This is a genomic window from Kitasatospora sp. NPDC127116, assembly GCF_042677365.1.
Classification (GTDB): domain Bacteria; phylum Actinomycetota; class Actinomycetes; order Streptomycetales; family Streptomycetaceae; genus Kitasatospora; species Kitasatospora lactacystinica.
Genome location: NZ_JBHXTL010000060.1, coordinates 29,553 through 46,344 on the forward strand (window position 1 = coordinate 29,553; position 16,792 = coordinate 46,344).

16 protein-coding genes are annotated in these 16,792 nt (G+C 73.7%); 9 read left to right on the plus strand and 7 right to left on the minus strand.

Going from position 1 to position 16,792, the window contains the following annotated elements; genetic code table 11:
- Positions 1–175: 175 nt before the first annotated feature.
- The 3 genes from ACFVHV_RS23295 to mscL form a co-directional block, all read right to left on the minus strand.
- Entirely contained in the window at positions 176–1,051 is an 876-nt protein-coding gene (locus ACFVHV_RS23295; protein ID WP_380353126.1) for an MOSC domain-containing protein, read from the minus strand.
- Positions 1,052–1,247: 196 nt separating this feature from the next.
- Positions 1,248–2,027 (minus strand): DUF6643 family protein, encoded by a 780-nt coding sequence (locus ACFVHV_RS23300; RefSeq protein WP_380353128.1) that lies wholly within the window; start codon positions 2,025–2,027, stop codon positions 1,248–1,250.
- Positions 2,028–2,487: 460 nt separating this feature from the next.
- A complete protein-coding gene (gene mscL, locus ACFVHV_RS23305) occupies positions 2,488–2,934 on the minus strand; it encodes a large conductance mechanosensitive channel protein MscL (RefSeq protein WP_380353130.1) in 447 nt (148 codons plus the stop codon).
- Positions 2,935–3,380: 446 nt separating this feature from the next.
- Here mscL and ACFVHV_RS23310 point away from each other — a divergent pair, with 446 nt between their 5' ends.
- From ACFVHV_RS23310 to ACFVHV_RS23320, 3 genes are all read left to right on the plus strand, one after another.
- Positions 3,381–4,655, plus strand: coding sequence for a glycosyltransferase family 4 protein (locus tag ACFVHV_RS23310; protein ID WP_359911824.1), 1,275 nt, complete (start codon positions 3,381–3,383; stop codon positions 4,653–4,655).
- Positions 4,656–4,829: 174 nt separating this feature from the next.
- Positions 4,830–5,504, plus strand: a complete 675-nt coding sequence (locus ACFVHV_RS23315) for a thiol:disulfide interchange protein DsbA/DsbL (RefSeq protein WP_380353132.1) — start codon at positions 4,830–4,832, stop codon at positions 5,502–5,504.
- A gap of 118 nt (positions 5,505–5,622) precedes the next feature.
- Positions 5,623–6,498: an alpha/beta fold hydrolase gene (locus ACFVHV_RS23320; RefSeq protein WP_380353134.1), complete on the plus strand. Its 876-nt coding sequence runs from the start codon at positions 5,623–5,625 to the stop codon at positions 6,496–6,498.
- 110 nt (positions 6,499–6,608) lie between these two features.
- Here the strand turns inward: ACFVHV_RS23320 and ACFVHV_RS23325 are convergent, their stop codons facing one another.
- Together ACFVHV_RS23325 and ACFVHV_RS23330 are read right to left on the minus strand one after the other, a co-directional pair.
- Positions 6,609–7,355 carry an SAM-dependent methyltransferase gene (locus ACFVHV_RS23325; RefSeq protein WP_380353136.1) on the minus strand — a complete coding sequence of 249 codons (747 nt, stop codon included), beginning with the start codon at positions 7,353–7,355 and terminating at the stop codon, positions 6,609–6,611.
- Positions 7,356–7,412: 57 nt separating this feature from the next.
- Positions 7,413–8,600, minus strand: a complete 1,188-nt coding sequence (locus ACFVHV_RS23330) for a glycosyltransferase (protein WP_359911812.1) — start codon at positions 8,598–8,600, stop codon at positions 7,413–7,415.
- 18 nt (positions 8,601–8,618) lie between these two features.
- Here ACFVHV_RS23330 and ACFVHV_RS23335 point away from each other — a divergent pair, with 18 nt between their 5' ends.
- Positions 8,619–9,389 (plus strand): glutamate racemase, encoded by a 771-nt coding sequence (locus ACFVHV_RS23335; RefSeq protein ID WP_380353138.1) that lies wholly within the window; start codon positions 8,619–8,621, stop codon positions 9,387–9,389.
- A gap of 1,497 nt (positions 9,390–10,886) precedes the next feature.
- On the opposite strand, the gene ACFVHV_RS23340 is transcribed toward ACFVHV_RS23335, so the two are convergent.
- Entirely contained in the window at positions 10,887–12,182 is a 1,296-nt protein-coding gene (locus ACFVHV_RS23340) for a polysaccharide deacetylase family protein (RefSeq protein WP_380353140.1), read from the minus strand.
- A 417-nt stretch (positions 12,183–12,599) separates the two neighbouring features.
- On the opposite strand from ACFVHV_RS23340, the gene ACFVHV_RS23345 reads away from it, so the two are divergent.
- The 3 genes from ACFVHV_RS23345 (at position 12,600) to ACFVHV_RS23355 (ending at position 14,159) form a co-directional block, all read left to right on the plus strand.
- The gene (locus tag ACFVHV_RS23345; RefSeq protein WP_359914598.1) at positions 12,600–12,824 is read left to right on the plus strand and encodes a hypothetical protein; all 225 of its coding nucleotides are present in this window, start codon (positions 12,600–12,602) and stop codon (positions 12,822–12,824) included.
- Between the two features lie 284 nt (positions 12,825–13,108).
- Positions 13,109–13,660 carry a sugar transferase gene (locus ACFVHV_RS23350; RefSeq protein ID WP_380353142.1) on the plus strand — a complete coding sequence of 184 codons (552 nt, stop codon included), beginning with the start codon at positions 13,109–13,111 and terminating at the stop codon, positions 13,658–13,660.
- Positions 13,661–13,670: 10 nt separating this feature from the next.
- On the plus strand, positions 13,671–14,159 hold the full coding sequence (locus tag ACFVHV_RS23355) for an NUDIX domain-containing protein (protein WP_380353144.1): 489 nt from the start codon (positions 13,671–13,673) through the stop codon (positions 14,157–14,159).
- Positions 14,160–14,343: 184 nt separating this feature from the next.
- Here ACFVHV_RS23355 and ACFVHV_RS23360 read toward each other — a convergent pair whose 3' ends face one another.
- Positions 14,344–14,883, minus strand: coding sequence for a PTS fructose transporter subunit IIA (locus tag ACFVHV_RS23360; protein ID WP_359914607.1), 540 nt, complete (start codon positions 14,881–14,883; stop codon positions 14,344–14,346).
- Between the two features lie 375 nt (positions 14,884–15,258).
- On the opposite strand from ACFVHV_RS23360, the gene ACFVHV_RS23365 reads away from it, so the two are divergent.
- Together ACFVHV_RS23365 and ACFVHV_RS23370 are read left to right on the plus strand one after the other, a co-directional pair.
- Entirely contained in the window at positions 15,259–15,486 is a 228-nt protein-coding gene (locus ACFVHV_RS23365) for a DUF397 domain-containing protein (protein ID WP_359914630.1), read from the plus strand.
- Between the two features lie 734 nt (positions 15,487–16,220).
- Entirely contained in the window at positions 16,221–16,715 is a 495-nt protein-coding gene (locus tag ACFVHV_RS23370; RefSeq protein ID WP_030058989.1) for a hypothetical protein, read from the plus strand.
- Positions 16,716–16,792: the final 77 nt, after the last annotated feature.

Here is a 16,792-nt window from a genome sequence, read left to right on the forward strand (position 1 = left end):
GTGGTTCCGCTCGGGTCGGCTCGCGAAGTCGCACGGGAGGTTGGAACGGCAGGTCGGAACGGGAGGTCGGAACGGCGGCCGGCGCGGGCAGTCGGCGCGGGCGGTCGGCACGGCCCGCCCCGCGGAATCCCGGTGCCGCCCGCCCACCCGCCCACTCGCCCACTCGCCCGCGCGCTCAGCGCCCGTCGGCAGGCCAGTGCGCCCCGTCCTCCAGCACCTCGACCTCGTCGCCCAGCCGCAGCGTGCCGAGCGCGTCGCCCTCGACGCCGGCCGGCCGCTCGGGGATCAGGTTCTGCCCGAACGCGGCCTTGCGCAGCAGCCGGTGGTGCCGGGCCAGGGTGCGCAGCGGTTCCTTGCCGCGCCGCTCGCCGGTCTCCTGGTCGGTGGTGGTGATCACGCAGCGGCCGCAGGGCTTGACCACCTTGAAGGTGACCGAGCCGATCCGGATCCGGCTCCAGGTGTCCTCGGCCCACGGTTCGGCACCGCCGACCACCACGTTCGGGCGGAAACGTTCCATCGGCAGGGTCTCGTGGCCGTCCGGGTTCTCGGTGGCGATCAGCTCGTTGAGCCGGTCCAGGGAGGCGGTGGTGGTGAGCAGCAGCGGGAAGCCGTCGGCCATCGAGACGTTGTCGTCGGGCCGGCCGTACTCCGGGTCGACCGGCCGGGCGCGCGGGTCGTCCAGGTGCACCAGGCGGTAGTCGCCGAGGTGCTCGGCGATCCACTGGTGCGTCTCCTTGTCGGCCTCGGCGGCGGGGAATCGAGTGCCCCAGACCTCGACGTCGGCGAGCGGGTCGCCGGCCGCGACGGCGGGGGCGATGACCTCGATCCGGGAGCCGTCCGGGGCGGTCAGGCCGAGGGCCCCTTCGGGCAGCAGTTCGGCGCGGACCTGCCCGAGGGCCGCGTTCTCGCGCTGGCTGACGAACCGTCCGGTCGCGTCGGCGAGCATCCAGCGACGGTCTCCGGCCAGGCCCCACGGTTGGACCACGGCGGTGTCCGGGCTCAGGCGGTACATCGACTTGACGGGGTAGACGTGGAGTCCGGTGAGCTGCATTCCCCCATCCTGCCAGCCGGTCCCGGCCCGGAGGGAAGGACCCCGGACGCGCACGGACCGCCCGGACGCCGTGGGGGCGTGCCGGGCGGTCCGTGGATGACCCGTTTCTCCGTTCGCCCGGCGCACGGGGCGCCGGGTGGTGCTCAGGTGGTGCGGGTTCGGGCCGTGTGGGGGACGGCCTCGGGGCGGCAGTGGCTCAGTAGCCCTGGCCCTGCGGCTGGTAGCCGCCCTGGAACTGGCCGGGCTCGCCGTACTGGCCCGGGCGCTGCGGCTGCATCGGGCGGACCGGCGCGACCGGCGCCATGGCCGGGCGCAGCTGGGCGCCGCCGAAGGACTGCTCGCCGCCCTGACCCTGGAGGCCGGGGCCGCCGGCGCCCGGCCCGCCGAAGGACTGCTGGCCGCCGAAGCTCTGCGGACCGGCGGGCTGGCCCTGGCCGAAACCGCCCTGGCCGCCGGGCTGCTGCGCGCCGAAGGTCTGCTGGCCGCCCTGGGCGCCGATGAAGGTGTTCTGGCCGCCGAAGCTCTGGCCGCCGGTCGGCTGGTAGCCGCCGCCGGTGGCCTGGGCGAAGGCGGGGGCGCCGGGCTGCGGTCGCTGGTACGGCTGGGGGGCGCCGTAGCCGGGGACCGGAGGCTGGGGAGCGGCGTACGCCGGCGCGGGCTGCGCGGGGATGTACGCCGTGGCGGGGCCGGCGGAGGGACCGCTGCTCGGGCCGGGGCCCAGGGCGAGGCGGGCGGGCGGCAGCGCGGGGAGGTTGCTGCCGGCGTTCTCGTACCCGTTGCCGTAGCGGTTCTCGTAGGACTGGCCGGGGCCGGATCCGTAACCGGACGACAGTGCAGGCGGCAGGGCGGCCGGCACGTTGATGGGCGCGATCTGGGGGACGCCGCGCTCAGCCACGAGGCTGTCGTAGATCGGCGTGCCGGAGGAGAAGGACGGAGAGGGGTAGCCGACTCCGTCGTAGGAGCGGGGCGAGGTCATGGGCCATACGGTAAGCCCACAACGCGCCTGCTGAGGAGAGCGGGAGGGGGAGCAGTTCGAGTGTTTACACAGTCTTCGCTCGCACAAAGGTTTCGAAAGTAGTAAAGGCGGACATTCCGGCGTCCGGTTCCGGACAACCTTGGCGCCCCGTCAGTGGTCGAACGGTCGCCGGACGGATTCGCCGGAAGGCCTTGTGGTGACCGGCCGGTGGACGGTCGGGGGTCCTGCGGAGAAACTTTTTCCGGACGGGGCGTGCGCGGGCGCATTCGAGCCCCCGCCGTGGGGGCGGCGGAGGCTCGTGAATGTTTCGGGAATAAAATTCCCGTCAGTTCTCCGGGCGTTCGATTCAGGCCTGCGACCTGCCCGTGACCTGCGCCGTTGGCCCGTGACCTGCGCCGGCGGCCAGGGGCCGCCCGGGTTCCGGCCCGGTGCCGGACGGATGCCGGCCCGGCCCCGGCGGTCAGTGCGACTGCAGCGCCTGGGCCTGCGCGGGCAGAGCCGGCTTGCCGACCTCGGAGGTGCAGAAGGAGCACCGGGTCGCGGCGGCCGGGATCGGGCTCAGGCACTCCGGGCAGTCCACCTTCGAGGCCGGCGCGGGCTTGGCCGATTCGAAGCGGGCCTGGAGCTTGCCGACCGGCAGCACCACGGCGAAGTAGATGACGGCCGCGGTCAGCACGAAGCCGATGACCGCGTTGACGAAGAGGCCGTACGGGAACCGGGTGCCGGCCACGTCGAAGGTCTTCTGGGTGAAGTCGCCGACGGCACCGGACGCGACGCCGACCAGCGGGGTGAGGAAGGCGCTGACGAACCCGGTGACGACCGCGGTGAAGGCCGCGCCGATCACGATGCCGACCGCGAGGTCCACCACGTTTCCGCGCAGCAGGAAGCTGCGGAATCCCTTGAACACCGGGTGACTCCAAATCCGTACGAGGAAGGGGGAGATGGGGCGGCACGGCGGGTGCCGCCCCCGGCCGGACATCCTGCCGAGCGGCCCGGGTCGAGGTCCAACCGCGTTCACCCGAATCGGGTAACCGCCGCGGCGCCCGGCCCCGACCGGCCGGGCGGGGCGGGGGCGCTCCGCGTACCGGCCATTCGGCGGTCGAACACCCGGCTCGACCGCGCTGTGCGAAAGCGCATGTGACACCGGCACGCGCCGACCCGGGACGGCGCCGACCCGGCGCGACGGGGTGAACCGGAGCGCGGCAGGGGGCGAGGCGGGGCGCACAGTGGTCGCATCCGGCGCACGACGGCGGCCCCGTGGCGCACATCGGGTGTACAAGTGCGGGCGGATGGGCCACCATCAGGTTGCGCGAAGGGGATGTACCGGACGGAGCACTGTGCCAAGGTCGGTCCATGCCCGACCATTTGTCGGCCGATCCGGCCGGAAACCGTCCGCGTGTCCTGCATCTGATCAGCGACTCACGCCGTGGCGGCGCACAGAACTTCGCCCGCGACCTCCACCGGGAACTGGGCCGTCGGGGGCAGTCCTCCGCGCTGTGCGCCCTCGCCCCGCATCCGGCCGTCCACCCCGGCCCCGTCGAGTCGAGGCGGGACTGCGCGGACCCGGGTCCCGACTCCGGCTCCGGGGACGGGGGTTCCGATTCCGCGGGCCGGTCCCCCGATTCCACCGACCGGGGCCCCGACTCCGCCGGCCGGGCCGCCGTGGACTGCTCCGCCGCCTCCGGGCTGCGCTCCGCCGCCGTGCTGGGCCCCGGGCGGCTGCACCCGAGCACCCTGCGGGCGCTGCGCGCCGCCTCGCGCGCCGCCGACGTGGTGCTCGCCCACGGCTCGGACACCCTGGCCGCCTGCGCCCTCGCCCTGGCCGGGACCCGTACGCCCTTCGTCTACGTCTCGGTCGGCCACCCGCGCTACTGGACCGCCAACCGGCTGCGCCGGGTGCGCGGCGGCGCGCTGATGCACCGCGCGGCCGCCGTCACCACCCTCACCGACGAGGCGCGCGTCGTTCTGGAGGAGCAGTTCCGGCTGCCCGAGGGCAAGGTCCACGTGATCCCCAACTCCCGTGCCGCGGAGAGTTATCCGCCCGCCGACGGCCGGGACGACCGGAGGGCCGCGCGGCACGCGCTGGGCCTGCCGGCCGACGTGCTGCTGGTCGCCTGGATCGGGGCGATAGCTCCCGAGAAGCGGCTCGACCTCGCCCTCGACGTGCTCGACCGACTGCCCGACGTCCGGCTCGCCGTCGCCGGGGACGGGCCGCTGCGCGAGACCCTGGCCCGCCACCCGGCCGCCGCCCGCGCCCACTTCCTCGGCCCGCTGTCCGACCCGGCCCCGCTCTACCGCGCCGCCGACGCGCTGCTGCTGACCAGTGACAGCGAGGGCGTGCCCGGCGCGCTGATCGAGGCGGCGCTCGCCGGGGTGCCCGCCGTGGCCACTGACGTCGGCTGGGTGCGCGAGGTGGTCCGGGACGGTGCGACCGGCGCGCTGGTCGCCCCCGGGGACCCGCTCGCCCTCGCCGAGGCGCTGGGCAAGGTGCTGGCGGTCAACCGGGCGGGCCTGGGTGCGGCGGCCCGGGCGCACGCGCTGGAGCACTTCGAGCTGGGTGCCGTCGTGGACGCCTGGCAGCACCTGGTCGCCGAGGTGTGGACGGCGGGCCCGGAGGCCGCCGGCTGACCCGCCGCGCACCCCGGTCCCGTGGGCCCGCCGAGCACGTCGGTTCTGTTGGCCCTGTCGGGTGGTCCGTCCCGTCAACGGGCGCGGGCCCTGGTACGCCGATCGAGCGAATCCGGCCCTGCTCGCGCCGCAGCAACCGGTCGGTAGCGAACCGTCGCCAGCACACTGCCCGGTGTGAACTCGAAGTCGCTGCTGCGGTCCACCGTCCTGCTCGCCGTCGCCGTCGGGATTGCCGCGTCCCCCGTCCAGGCCGGCGCGATGTCCCACCAACCCCCCGCCGAGGGTGCCAAGTTCGTCGAGCTCGACCACCCGCAACCGGTGCGCGTGAGCGCCCGGACCGAGGCGGTCGAATTCTTCTGGTACGACTGCGGCCACTCCCAGGCGCTCGAACAGCCTTTGCAGGTCTGGGCGGAGAAGCACCGCGCCGATGTCGTGCTGCGCCGCGTCCCGGCCGTCTGGCCCGGCAGTCAGGACGAGGCCGTGCAACGCGGCCACGCCCGGCTGTACTACGCGCTGGACCGGTTGGGCCTGGTCGGCCGCCTCCAGGCGGGCGTGTTCCGCGCCGTGCACAACGAGGGGCTCGACCTCACCACCGAGGCCACCGCCACCGACTGGGCCGTGCGCAACGGCGTCGACGCCCAGGCGTTCGGCCGGGCCTACCGCTCGGCCGCGGTGGGCCGGTCGGTCGACGAGGCCGCCGCCGCCTTCACCCGCTACGGCATCAACGAGCTGCCGACGGTCGTCGTCCAGGGCGAGTACCGCACCTCGCCGACCCAGGCCGGCGGGGTCGAGGCGATGCCCGAGGTGCTCGACCACCTGGTGCAGCAGGAGCGGCAGCACCACTACTGAGCCGGCCCTCCCGGCCACGTCGGTGACATCGGATCAGCTCGCACATGTTCCTTGTCCGGCAAGCGGTTTGCCGGACAAGGACCTTGCCTAACCATTCAAATGCTGTTTAATGGTTAGCATGAGCGAGCTGACGATCCCGCACATCCACCACCGCCACGTCGACGTCGACGGCCTGCGCGTCTTCTACCGCGAAACCGGCCCGGCCGACGCGCCCGTTCTCCTGCTGCTGCACGGCTTCCCGTCGTCCTCCCACCAGTACGCCCGGCTGCTCGACGCGCTCGGCACCCGCTACCGCCTGATAGCCCCCGACTACCCCGGCTTCGGCCACAGCGACAGCCCCGCGCCCGGCACCTTCACGTACCGCTTCGACAGCCTCGCCGAGGTGATCGAGGGGTTCTGCCTCGCCCTCGGCCTGGACCGCTTCGCGCTGTACGTCTTCGACTTCGGCGCCCCCGTCGGCCTGCGCCTGGCCACCCGGCACCCGGAGTGGATCACCGGACTGGTGGTCCAGAACGGCAACGCCTACGAGGAGGGACTCTCCGACCAGGCGCGGGAGTTCATCGCCAACAAGCGCGGCGTGCCGGGTGCCGAGCAGGCCGCCCGCTCGATCCTCACCCCGGACGTCACCCGCGACCAGTACGAGGGCGGCACGGGCGACCCGAGCCTGATCGCCCCCGACGGCTGGACGCTCGACCAGCACTTCCTCGACCTGCCCGGCCGCAAGGACATCCAGGTCGAACTCGCCCTCGACTACTTCTCCAACGTCGAGCTCTACCCCGACTGGCAGGCCTGGCTGCGCGCCGACCAGCCGCCCGCTCTGGTGCTCTGGGGCCTGGGCGACCCGTTCTTCACCGAAGCCGGAGCCCGCGCCTACCTGCGCGACCTGCCCGGGGCCGAGCTGCACCTGTTCGACACCGGGCACTTCGCCCTGGAGGAGAAGCTGCCCGAAATCGCCCCGCTGATCGACGACTTCCTCGCGCGGATCCCGAAGTAGCCGATCGCCGGGGCGGCGGGAACCCGGCCGCTCCAACGGGGCCGGACGACTGCCGCGGCTTCGGCCGTCGCGGTCGCTCCGGTCACCTCAGTCGCGGCAGTCGTCCGTCGTCAGTCGCGGCGCAGCAGGTACGTGACGAAGCCGAGCGTCCCCCGGTAGCCGTGCAGCCACTCGGTGCGGTGCCGGTCCGCGGCCTCGCGGGCGGCCGCCGCGTCCGGGTGGCCCGGGTGATCCATTGCCCACTCGGCCAGCGAGCCCGTCCAGGAGAACTCGTAGTCGTCCCACTCCTGTTCGGAGCTGACGTGACCGAACACCGGCGTCCAGCCGTCCGCGAGGACCCGGTCGGTGGTCGTCGCCAGATCCGCGAAGTCCTCCCGGACGGCGCCCAGCCCGTCCAGCGCCGGCTGCGACGGCTCGCACTGCCAGAACCCTTCGCCGACCAGCAACCGGCCGCCCGGGGCCAGGAGTTCGCGGGCCGCGGCGAGCGTCGGCAGCAGACCGCCGAACGCGTGGGTGGCGCCGACGCACAGCACCACGTCGAACGGCTCCAGCGAGCTGAACTCCCGTACGTCCACGTGGTGCAGGCCGATCCGGCGAACCACGCCGAGCGCGGTCGCGGTCTCCCGGGCCCGGGTCAGCGCGGCCGCGTCCAGGTCCACGCCCACCGCCCGCCAGTCCGGACGGGCGGCCAGCGTCCGGAGCAGCCAGGCGCCCTCACCACAGCCCAGGTCCAGGGCCCGGCCCCGCTCCGTCCCGGCCGTCGCGCGGTCCAGCAACCGGGCCACCGACTCGTCCGCCAGCGGGGCCGCGACCGGGTGGCGGGCATGGGCGAGGCGGGAGATCTGCTGACGGTCCATCCGAGCAGTATGGAACGGGTCGGCCCACCGCGCAGCGGGTTCGGCACAGGGGACTTCTCAGGCCCGGGAGTACGTCCGGCCCTTCCACGCGGCGCCCCGGCCGCGCCAGTGCTGCACCGCCGAGTCCAGCGTCATCAGCAGGTACAGCCCCGCGGTGAACGGCAACAGCAGCACGGCCGCGGCCGGCTGCCCGTAGTACCGGACCATCGGCAGGTACGTGCCCGCCATCAGCGCCCACGCCGCCCCGCCCGCGGCCGCCACCGCCGGCACCCCGCCCACCAGCCCGGCCACCGTCGCCACCGGAGGCACCAGATAGACCAGCGCCAGCCCCAGCACCGTCCCGAGAAGCAGCACGGGCGAGTGCCTGAGCTGGGCGTAGGCGCTGCGCGAGACCATCCGCCACAGCTGCTCCAGCCGCGGGTACGGGCGCACGCTGTCCACGTCGTCGGCCAGGCCCAGCCAGGTCCGGCCGCCGGCGGACTTCACCGCCCGGGCCAGCGACACGTCGTCGATCACCGCGCCCCGGATCGCCGCCACCCCGCCCGCCCGCTCCAGCGCCTCGCGCCGCACCAGCGAGCAGCCGCCGGCCGCGGCCGCCGTCCGGGCACCGGGACGGTTGCTCCGGCGGAACGGGTACAGCTGGGCGAAGAAGTACACGAAGGCCGGCACGATCAGCCGCTCCCAGCCGGTCTCCACCCGCAGCCGGGCCATCTGCGACACCAGGTCCAGCCCGTTGCTCTCGGCGGCGGCCACCAGCTCGGCCAGCGAATCCGGACCGTGCGCGATGTCGGCGTCCGTCAGCAGCAGGTACTCGACGTCCGGCCCGGCCAGCGCCACGCCGTGCCGCAGCGCCCACAGCTTGCCGGTCCAGCCCGGCGGCAGCGGGGGAGGGGTGGTGACGGTCAGCTCCAGCCCGTCGATCGTCCGCAGCTCCGCCGCCAGGGCACCGGTTCCGTCCGAACTGTGGTCGTCCACCAGGAACACCCGGGCCCGCCCCGGATACTTCTGCGCGAGCAGCGTCGGCAGGCTCGCCGGGAGCACCAGGGCCTCGTCCCGGGCCGGCACCACGACCGCCACCTGCGGCCAGCGGACCGGCGGGCGACGCGGCGGCAGCCGTACGTCCGTGCGCCAGAACGAACCGTGGCAGCACGCCAGCCAGAGCCAGACCAGCAGGGAGAACGCGGCGATCCACAGCAGGACGGTCACCCCGGCAGTCTGCCGCAGAACCGGGCCGGACGGGCGCATCGACTAAAGTCTTGACCCGTGAAGATCGCACTGATGGACTCCGGAATCGGCCTGCTGGCCGCCGCCGCCGCCCTTCGGAAGCTGCGCCCGGACGTGGATCTGGTGCTCTCTTCCAACCCGGCCTCGATGCCGTGGGGGCCGCGTACGCCGGAAGAGGTCACGGAGCTGGCCCTCGGCTGCTGCCGGGCCGCCGCCGCGCTCGAACCCGACGCGCTGGTGATCGCCTGCAACACCGCCTCCGTGCACGCGCTCGCCACCCTGCGGGCCGAGCTGGAGCCCGGGCTTCCGGTGATCGGCACCGTCCCGGCGATCAAGCCCGCCGCCGCGCAGGGCGGCCGGGTCGCCATCTGGGCCACCCCGGCCACCACCGGCAGCGACTACCAGCGCGGGCTGATCCGCGACTTCGGCGGTTCGGCGGACGTCACCGAGGTCGCCTGCCCGGGCCTCGCGGACGCGGTCGAGCACGGCGACGACGAGGCCATCACCGCCGCCATCGCCGACGCCGCCGCCCGGACACCGGTCGGGACCGACGTCATCGTGCTCGGCTGCACCCACTACGAACTCGTCGACGACCGCATCCGCGCCGCCGTCGCCCCGACCGCCTCGCCGGGGCTCACCCTGCACGGCTCCGCCGACGCCGTGGCCGCCCAGGCCCTCCGCCGCGTCGCCGACCCCACCAGGACGGGCGGCGGCACCCTCACCGTCCTCCACGCCGGCGCCCCCGCCAACCTCCCCCCGGTCGCCGCCCTCTACCCCCAGGGCAACGCCCTCGCCACCCTCATCGGCTGACCCCGAGCGGCCGACCGACGCAGCGCGCGCGGGAAGTCGATCCGGTCGACTTCCCGCTCCGCGCTCGGGCGCCACGGCTCCGCCGCCCCGAGGCCTGCTGATCGCCCACCCGAGCGCGCCCGGTGCGTGAGAAGTCGACCGGGCCGACTTCTCACGCACGACCGCCTCGCACCGCGCCCCGCCGGCGCACCGAAAGTCGACCCCTCCGACTTCTCGCGCAGTGGTGCCCGCCTCGCACCTACATGGATCTACGCGCATAGAGTCGGCTTCTCCCGATTCCTGGCGCGTGGGAGGTCGATCCGGTCGACTTCCAGCTCCGTGTCCGGGCGCCACGGCTCCGCCGCCCCGAGGCCTGCTGATCGCCCACCCGAGCGCGCCCGGTGCGTGAGAAGTCGACCGGGCCGACTTCTCACGCGGCGTTCGCTCGGGTGGGCTTCACCTCTCCCGGCATGGCCGGCCGCAGGCCGGAGGACTTTGGTGCGTGGATCTCCCGTGCGCAGGAAGTCAGCCTGGCCGACTTCTCATGCCGGGCTCGCTTCATCTGCCGCGTTGAAAGGGTGGTCCTCCGGCTCCTGTGGGCACGGCCGGCGCGCGAGAGGTCGATCTGGTCGACTTTCTGCGTCGTGTTCGGGGCGCTATGGCTCCGCCGCCTCGTAGTCGTGCGGCCTGCTGGTTGCACGACCGGGGCCCCTGGTGCGCAGGAAGTCGACTCGGCCGACTTCTCGCGCGGCGCCTGCTTCGCTGAGGCTTCGCCTCTCTCGGTGGCGAGGCGGGCCGCAGGATCGGGATGCGTGGATCTGCCGCGTGCGGGCTCTCTCGGTGGCGGCGCAGCGCGAGAAGTCGACCGGGCCGACTTCCTGTGCTGCGCCGCGCCGCGCTGCGGTGGCTGCGGCTCCGCTGCCGGGCGGCTTGCGGGCTTCCGATCGCCAGCCCAGGCCCTCCCCGTGCGCAGGAAGTCGGCCAGGCCGACTTCTCATGCCGAGCTGCTGTGCGCGGGGGCGGCTTCGAGTGGCCTCTACGCGCATAGATTCGGTCGTGGAGTGTGGGGGAGTCGGGCTGGCCGGATTTTGGCGCGGGGCCAACTTTGGGCGTGCGGGAAGTCGGCGGGGTCGGCATTCCTGGGGGCGCGCGGCTTCGGCGGGGTGAGTGCGTGAGAAGTCGATCTGGTCGACTTCTCACGCGGGGGTGATGGCTCGGACCGGCTCGTCGCTCACATGATCTTGGAATCGAAAAGTCGGCGCGGCCGATTTTCCGGTGCGTGGATTGCGGGAGGCCGGGCGGGGTGCGGCGGCCGTGCCTGGGCGGCACCTCCGGTGCCTGAGGGGCGAGCGGACCGGTAGTGGTGCGCGCGCAGGAAGTCGGCGGGGCCGGGGTTATTCGGCGCGGGGGGGGGGGGGGGGGCCGCGGTAGGTGGTCCGCCGTCAGGGGCCAGCGGGGGGGGGGGGGGAGGAGGCCGAGCCGACTTCCTGCGCGCAGGTGGGGGCCTGCTGCCCCCCGTTAGGCGACGGCCTGACGGCGCCAGCGGCGGTAGGCGGGTTCCAGGCCGGACAGGATGGTGTCGAAGCGGCGGGTGCTGGTGGTGGAGTCGACCTGGAGGCGGCTGATCTGGAGGGGATGGGAGGGGAGCCGGGGGCCCAGGCGGTGGTCGGAGAGGAAGCCGAGGCGGTAGCCGAGCTCCTGCAGAACGGTTTCAGCACGGACGTCGTGGCCGCCGTCCGGGTAGGCGAAGGCGATCGGTGGTTCGCCCAGCCAGTGGGTGAGGGCCTCGTGGGCACCGGTGATCTCGGTGCGCACGGTGTCGTCGTCGCAGCGCCCGAGGCACGGGTGCCCCTGGGTGTGGTTGCCGATGGCGACGCCCCCGTCCCGCAGGGCGAGCAGGTCGGCCGGGGTCAGCTGCTCCTGGCGGGGCGGCCGGCGGTCGGCGCTGACCCGCAGCTCGTGCAGGCTGCGCCGGCGGTCCGGGTCCGGCATGGCCTTGAGTCGCCGGAGCAGTTGGGACGGGTGTCCGCAGTCGAGCGAGCGGGCCCGGCCCCCGTGCCGGGCCAGGAAGTCGGCCTCGTGCCACCAGAACGGCCGCTCGGTGCCGATGAGCTCCGAGATGACGAACGCGGTGGCCGGAATGCCCCGGGCGTCGAGGGCCGGCAGGGCGTGGGTGAGCACGCTCCGGTCGGCGTCGTCGAAGGTGACCAGGACGCTCCTGGGCGGCAGCGGCCGCCGCTCGGTGACGGCCTGGAGGACCGCGCCGAGCGAGACGGGTGTCGCGAGCCGCTGGAGCCGGTCGAGCTGGGCGCCGAAGGAGTGGTGGTCGGTCACCCCGTGGTAGGCGAGCACGGCGAGTCGCTGGGCGGCCAGGGCCCGGAACAGCGGCTGGACGGGGGCGAACCGCAGCCATTCGCCCCGAGCGTCCTGCTGTTCCGTGCCGCCGGCCGCCCGGTGACGGCCCCCGCCGTCCCGGTGCCCGCCGTGACGGCCCCCGCCGTCCCGGTGCCCGGCATCCCGGTGTCCGACATCCCGGTGTCCGCCGGGCCGAGGCTCGCGATGCCGAGGCTCGCCGTGTCGATGGTCGTCGTGAAGAAGCTCACTGCGCAGAAGCTCACTGCGCAGGAGTTCGTCGTGCAGGAGTTCGCCGTGGAGCAGCCCGCCGTGCAGGCGGTCGGCGGCCGGGCGGTCGGTGGGCCGGCCGATGTCGCGCCGGTCGGCGGGCCGTCCGGTGGGCGGGGGCAGCGCGCGCAGGCCGGGTGCCGGCCGGGCGCGGGCCATGGAGATCGATGTACTGGACTGGGACTGCGGCACGGTTCCCCCTCGTTCGCCGAGCGGCGTGGCGGTACCGCCGGAGGACGGAGCCCGGCCTCCGACTCCAGGGGCGGCGGCTCCGCTCCTGGATATTCCTGTTCTCGGTGGGGGTTCACGCCCACCCTCGAACGGCTCCTGGATCACTCAATGCCATTGAGACCGCTGTACCGGACCGATGGTTGTACCGGGGGGACGAGGATTTTTCGTGGACTGATTGTGGAGCCGGAATGCCCGCGCCGACGTCTCGGACACACCTCGCGGCGATCTCGGTGGGCCCCTGACCAGCCCGGATTCTCCGGTCGCAGAGGGTGTTCGACCCTTCACTCCCTGCGGGCTGCCGCTCGCCCCGCCCCGGGGTACCTTGGGCTCATGGCAGATGCGGACCGTGACCCCTTCCATCTCCACGGGGCCTCCCGAATGGCTCGCGCGTGCAGTGGCGGAGCGCTGGTCACCCACCAGCTCCCGCTGGCCGTGGTGGGCCTGGCCTGCCTGGTGCTCGGCATCGCCGTGGCCGTGTTCGTGCCGGACAGTGACGGGCCGGCCTGGGCGATGGCGGTGGCCGGCTGTCTGGCCGCCGGCGTCCTGCTGCTGGGCCGGATCGCGTTCGGCGTGTTCCGCGACCGCCGCCGCGCCGTGCTCTGACGGCTCCCGGCCGGGGTGCCGGTCGTACGGCAGGCGGGTTCCGTCCGGGCGTCGCCCCCACCCGTTATGTCGATCGCTCTCGGCATTTCGAAACGACCGATCGAGCGAAATTGGTCAGACCGACTGAATATCGTCCAGTCTGACAATCTTGGGCCCTCTTCTTTCACCATTCCCGGACAACGGCTTCATCCCGCCTCTACTGTGAATGCGTTCTTCCGACTCGACTCGAAGCGCCGCGGAGGGGGAGCGATGGGCGCCAGACCGGATCGTGCCGTGGCCGCCTCATGAGACGCGCCGGCGACCTCGCCGTCGCCGCCCTGGCCGCGATCGTCGCGCTGCCGCTGGCCCTGCTGATCGCCGTCCTGCTCCGCTGCTCCGCCGGCGGCCCGGTGCTCCAGCGGCAGACGCGGACCGGACGGCACGGCCGCGAGTTCCAGATCCTGCGCTTCCGGACCGGCGGGGACGGTCGGCTCACCACCCTGTTGCGCCGCACCGGCCTGGACGAGCTGCCCCGGCTGTGGAACGTGGTGCGCGGCGAGATGGGGGTGATCGGTCCCCGGCCGGCCAGCCCCGTCCAGGTCGTGGGCTACTCCCGGCGAGAGCGCGGCCGACTCGTGGTGCGGCCCGGCCTCACCGGCTGGGCCCAGCTGCACGCCCTGGACCGCGGCCGGACGCCCCGCCCGCTCAGCCGTCCCGAGTGGGCCGAACTCGACCTCTGGTACGTCGAGCACCGCTCGCTCGGGCTCGACCTGCACATCCTCGGGCTCACCGTGCTCGCCCTGCTGCGGCCCGACACCGGCCGGGCGCACCGGGTCGGCCCGGAACCGCCCCGATAGGCTGCGGTTCATGGCCATTCCCCCTTTCCTCGCCGAACTCCGCGCCATCGTGGGTACCCGTCCGCTCTGGCTCAGCGCCGTCGTCGCCGTCGTGCTGGACGAACGCGACCGGGTGCTGCTGGCTCGCCGGGCCGACGACGGCCGGTGGGCGCCGGTCGGCGGCATCCTCGACCCGGGCGAGCAGCCGGCAGACGGCGTGGTGCGCGAGTGCGAGGAGGAGACCGGGGTGGTGGTCGTGCCCGAGCTGCTCGCCTCCGTCACGGTCTCGCCGCAGGTCACGTACCCGAACGGCGATGTGACGCAGTACCTGGTGCTGACCTTCCGCTGCCGCGCGGTCGGCGGCGAGGCGCGGGTGAACGACGACGAGTCGCTGGACGTCGGCTGGTTCGGGCTGGACGAGCTGCCGCCGATGATCGAGACCGAGCACGAACGGCTGCGCCACGCGCTGGAGTGCGAGGGGCCGGCGGTCTTCACCTGGGAGGGCAAGGAACGCCCCTGAGCCCGAGCGGCCCACCGGCCGTGCCCGTCGCGGCCGCCGCACCAGGGGCGCCCGCCGGGCGAGCCGCGTCCGCCGCACCCGCCGAGCCTGCCGCACCCGCCGAGCCTGCCGCACCCGCCGAGCCTGCCGCACCCGCCGAGGCTGCACGCGCCCGCCCGACCCACCGGGCCCCGCCCGGGCGAGGTCAGCCCTTGTACTGCCGGTAGGCCTCCTCCGCCGCGTCCAATACCGCGGCCAGGTCCCCGCCCGCCGTGGCGGTCGCGGTGGCGGCCACCGCGCCCTCGACGAACGGGGCGTTGGCGAACCTGACGGGGAACGGCAGTCCGTGCTCGTCCGCGTCGGACAGCAGCGCGCGGACGGTGGTGACCGCCCCGCCCAGGTCGGCGAGCACCACCACGCCGTGGCCCTGGTCCACCCGTCGGGTCGCGGCGGCCACCAGGACGGCGCTGATGCCCGGTCCGTCAGACGGGTCGCCCCCGGTGGCGGCGACCGGTGCGGGGGAGTCGGATCCGGTCAACGCGAGCGCGAGGGAACGCACGGCGGTGGCCAGTTCCTGGCTGTGCGAGACCAGGACGATCCCGACCCGCCCGTGCACGGCGGGCCGGGCGGGGGTCGGCCGGGGCAACGAGGTGGGCGAGGGGGGCGTACGGGGTGCCGGGGGGTGGGCCGAAGGGGCGTCGGAGATGGGGATGACGTCGGCGCGGGTGCCGTCCCGGCGGCTCATCGGCTGCTCCCTTGAGCGGATCGTTGGGTGGACCGGTGGATGGATCGTTGGGCGGGTCAGTGGGCGGGTCGTCGGGCGGACCGGTGGGCGGGGCCGGTGAACGGATCGGCGTCCGGACCGGTGGCCGAATCGTTCGAGTGGCGCGGGCCGGCAGGGCGGTCGGGCGGCGCCCTGGCAGCACTCTGGCAGCTGCCCGCCGCCCCCGCCGGTCGGGACACGCCTCGACCCGTCCTCCGGCGGTGTCCGTCCCCGCCCGGAGGAGTCCTCGTCAACCCGCTGACCGGGGCCGGGCGGTGTGGCTAGGCTGGTTCCGGAACGCCGTCGGGAGGAGATCGGTCAGTGGGATCCAGCAGCGGGACGAATACGGAGGCCGGCGTGGCGCGGCCGGAGTTGGCGCCGAACGGGAAGCCCAGGGTGGACTTCACCGGGGCGGAGTGGCTGTGCAGCAGTCAGGGCGTCGGGGACGTGCAGATCGCCTTCGTGGACGGCTACATCGGGATGCGGGACGGCCGTCAGGAGGACGGGCCGGTCCTGGTCTTCACGCCGGGCGAGTGGCGGGCCTTCGTGCTCGGCGCCCGGGACGGCGAGTTCGACCTCACCTGAGGCGGCGCGCCGGGCGGTTCACAGCGGGAGCGGACCCCCGATCGACGGGGGTCCGCTCCGCAGACGATCTTTCGGGTCCGAACATCACAAGTGATGATCCATTGAGCGTGCCCCGTCAGAATTTCTGTTGACTGTTAGACAAACGCAGCTCAGAGTATGAGCACGGGCAGACGCCGTGCCCACCGCCCCCACGCGGCCAGACACGGCGCCTGCTGTGCGGCCCGGCACTACTGCCAGGCCATCCTCCCAGTCATCCCCTGCGCACCGGGGTGCGTCGGCCGGTCCCGGCCCCATGAGGGGCCGGCAGTCGCCGGGAGGTTGGCGCCGACGCCGAGAGCGACTCGGATGACGGCACCGATGCTCGGGACCCGCACGCCCCCACGCGGCGGCGTCCCGAGCAGATCCACGGGAGCGACGGGCCGGGGCCCCGCGGATCTGGCTTGTGATGCATGGAACTGTTGGCTTGTGTGTTCGTGCAGTGTGCGACGACGAAGCTGGGTGCTCGGCGGTTCGGCACGACAAGTGCACAGTGAGGGAAACGCGTGTAGGGCCGCGTTGCGACATGCCGTCCCCCCGAAGGGTGAAACCCAGAACGGCTGTCGTGCTGAACCGAACGTAGCCCGGACGGTTGCTCAGAGTCAACATTGGTCTCTGAGCGTCGATCTCCCGCTCGTCCCCCGGCGGCGCCCCACCCACCTCGCGAGCGTGGTCTGCCGGACACGTACGATGTTCCCATGTCTTTTCTCCGCCGTCGCTCCGGACAGCCCGCCGGCCCGGACTTCGACGTGCTCGCGATGGACCCGGGTGACTGGCCCGGTGACTTCGGTGCGGCCATGATGACCGGCCCGGACGGCTCCTGCCAGGGGATTTTCCTGCGCTACGACCTGTTCGGCGGCAGAGGCCCGGCGATGTTCATCGGCAACCTCCCCGAGGGTTCGCCCGCCCGGGAGACCGGCGACGACGTGCCCTTCGAGGTGCGGCAGCTGCTCGCGGCGCTGGAGAACGACGAGCCGGTCGAGTTCGTCTCGGCCGAGGACTTCCCGGTGATGCTCGGGGACGACCTGCTGATCGTGAAGAAGGTCAAGGTCAGCGAGGAACGCGTGTTCTGCGCCCAGTTCGGCCGCAGCGACGGCGTCCTGGTCACCATCGCGTCCTGGGACCGACCGATTTCGGACGACCTGTATCAGCTGCTGAAGCCGCTCCCCGCGGACATGTTCCAGCAGGGCTGATCCCGGCGGGGCCGGCCGGTCCCGCCCGGGGGGCGGACGCTGCTTGACGGTATCGATCAACGGTTCGTACAGTCGCG

Coding starts and splice junctions, on each gene's coding strand:
- ACFVHV_RS23370 (WP_030058989.1), top strand. CDS start 16,221: ATGTCTTTTCTCCGCCGTCGCTCCGGACAGCCCGCCGGCCCGGACTTC.
- ACFVHV_RS23325 (WP_380353136.1), bottom strand. CDS start 7,355: ATGGACCGTCAGCAGATCTCCCGCCTCGCCCATGCCCGCCACCCGGTC.
- ACFVHV_RS23350 (WP_380353142.1), top strand. CDS start 13,109: ATGAGACGCGCCGGCGACCTCGCCGTCGCCGCCCTGGCCGCGATCGTC.
- ACFVHV_RS23355 (WP_380353144.1), top strand. CDS start 13,671: ATGGCCATTCCCCCTTTCCTCGCCGAACTCCGCGCCATCGTGGGTACC.
- ACFVHV_RS23330 (WP_359911812.1), bottom strand. CDS start 8,600: ATGCGCCCGTCCGGCCCGGTTCTGCGGCAGACTGCCGGGGTGACCGTC.
- ACFVHV_RS23360 (WP_359914607.1), bottom strand. CDS start 14,883: ATGAGCCGCCGGGACGGCACCCGCGCCGACGTCATCCCCATCTCCGAC.
- ACFVHV_RS23310 (WP_359911824.1), top strand. CDS start 3,381: ATGCCCGACCATTTGTCGGCCGATCCGGCCGGAAACCGTCCGCGTGTC.
- ACFVHV_RS23295 (WP_380353126.1), bottom strand. CDS start 1,051: ATGCAGCTCACCGGACTCCACGTCTACCCCGTCAAGTCGATGTACCGC.
- ACFVHV_RS23300 (WP_380353128.1), bottom strand. CDS start 2,027: ATGACCTCGCCCCGCTCCTACGACGGAGTCGGCTACCCCTCTCCGTCC.
- ACFVHV_RS23345 (WP_359914598.1), top strand. CDS start 12,600: ATGGCTCGCGCGTGCAGTGGCGGAGCGCTGGTCACCCACCAGCTCCCG.
- ACFVHV_RS23320 (WP_380353134.1), top strand. CDS start 5,623: ATGAGCGAGCTGACGATCCCGCACATCCACCACCGCCACGTCGACGTC.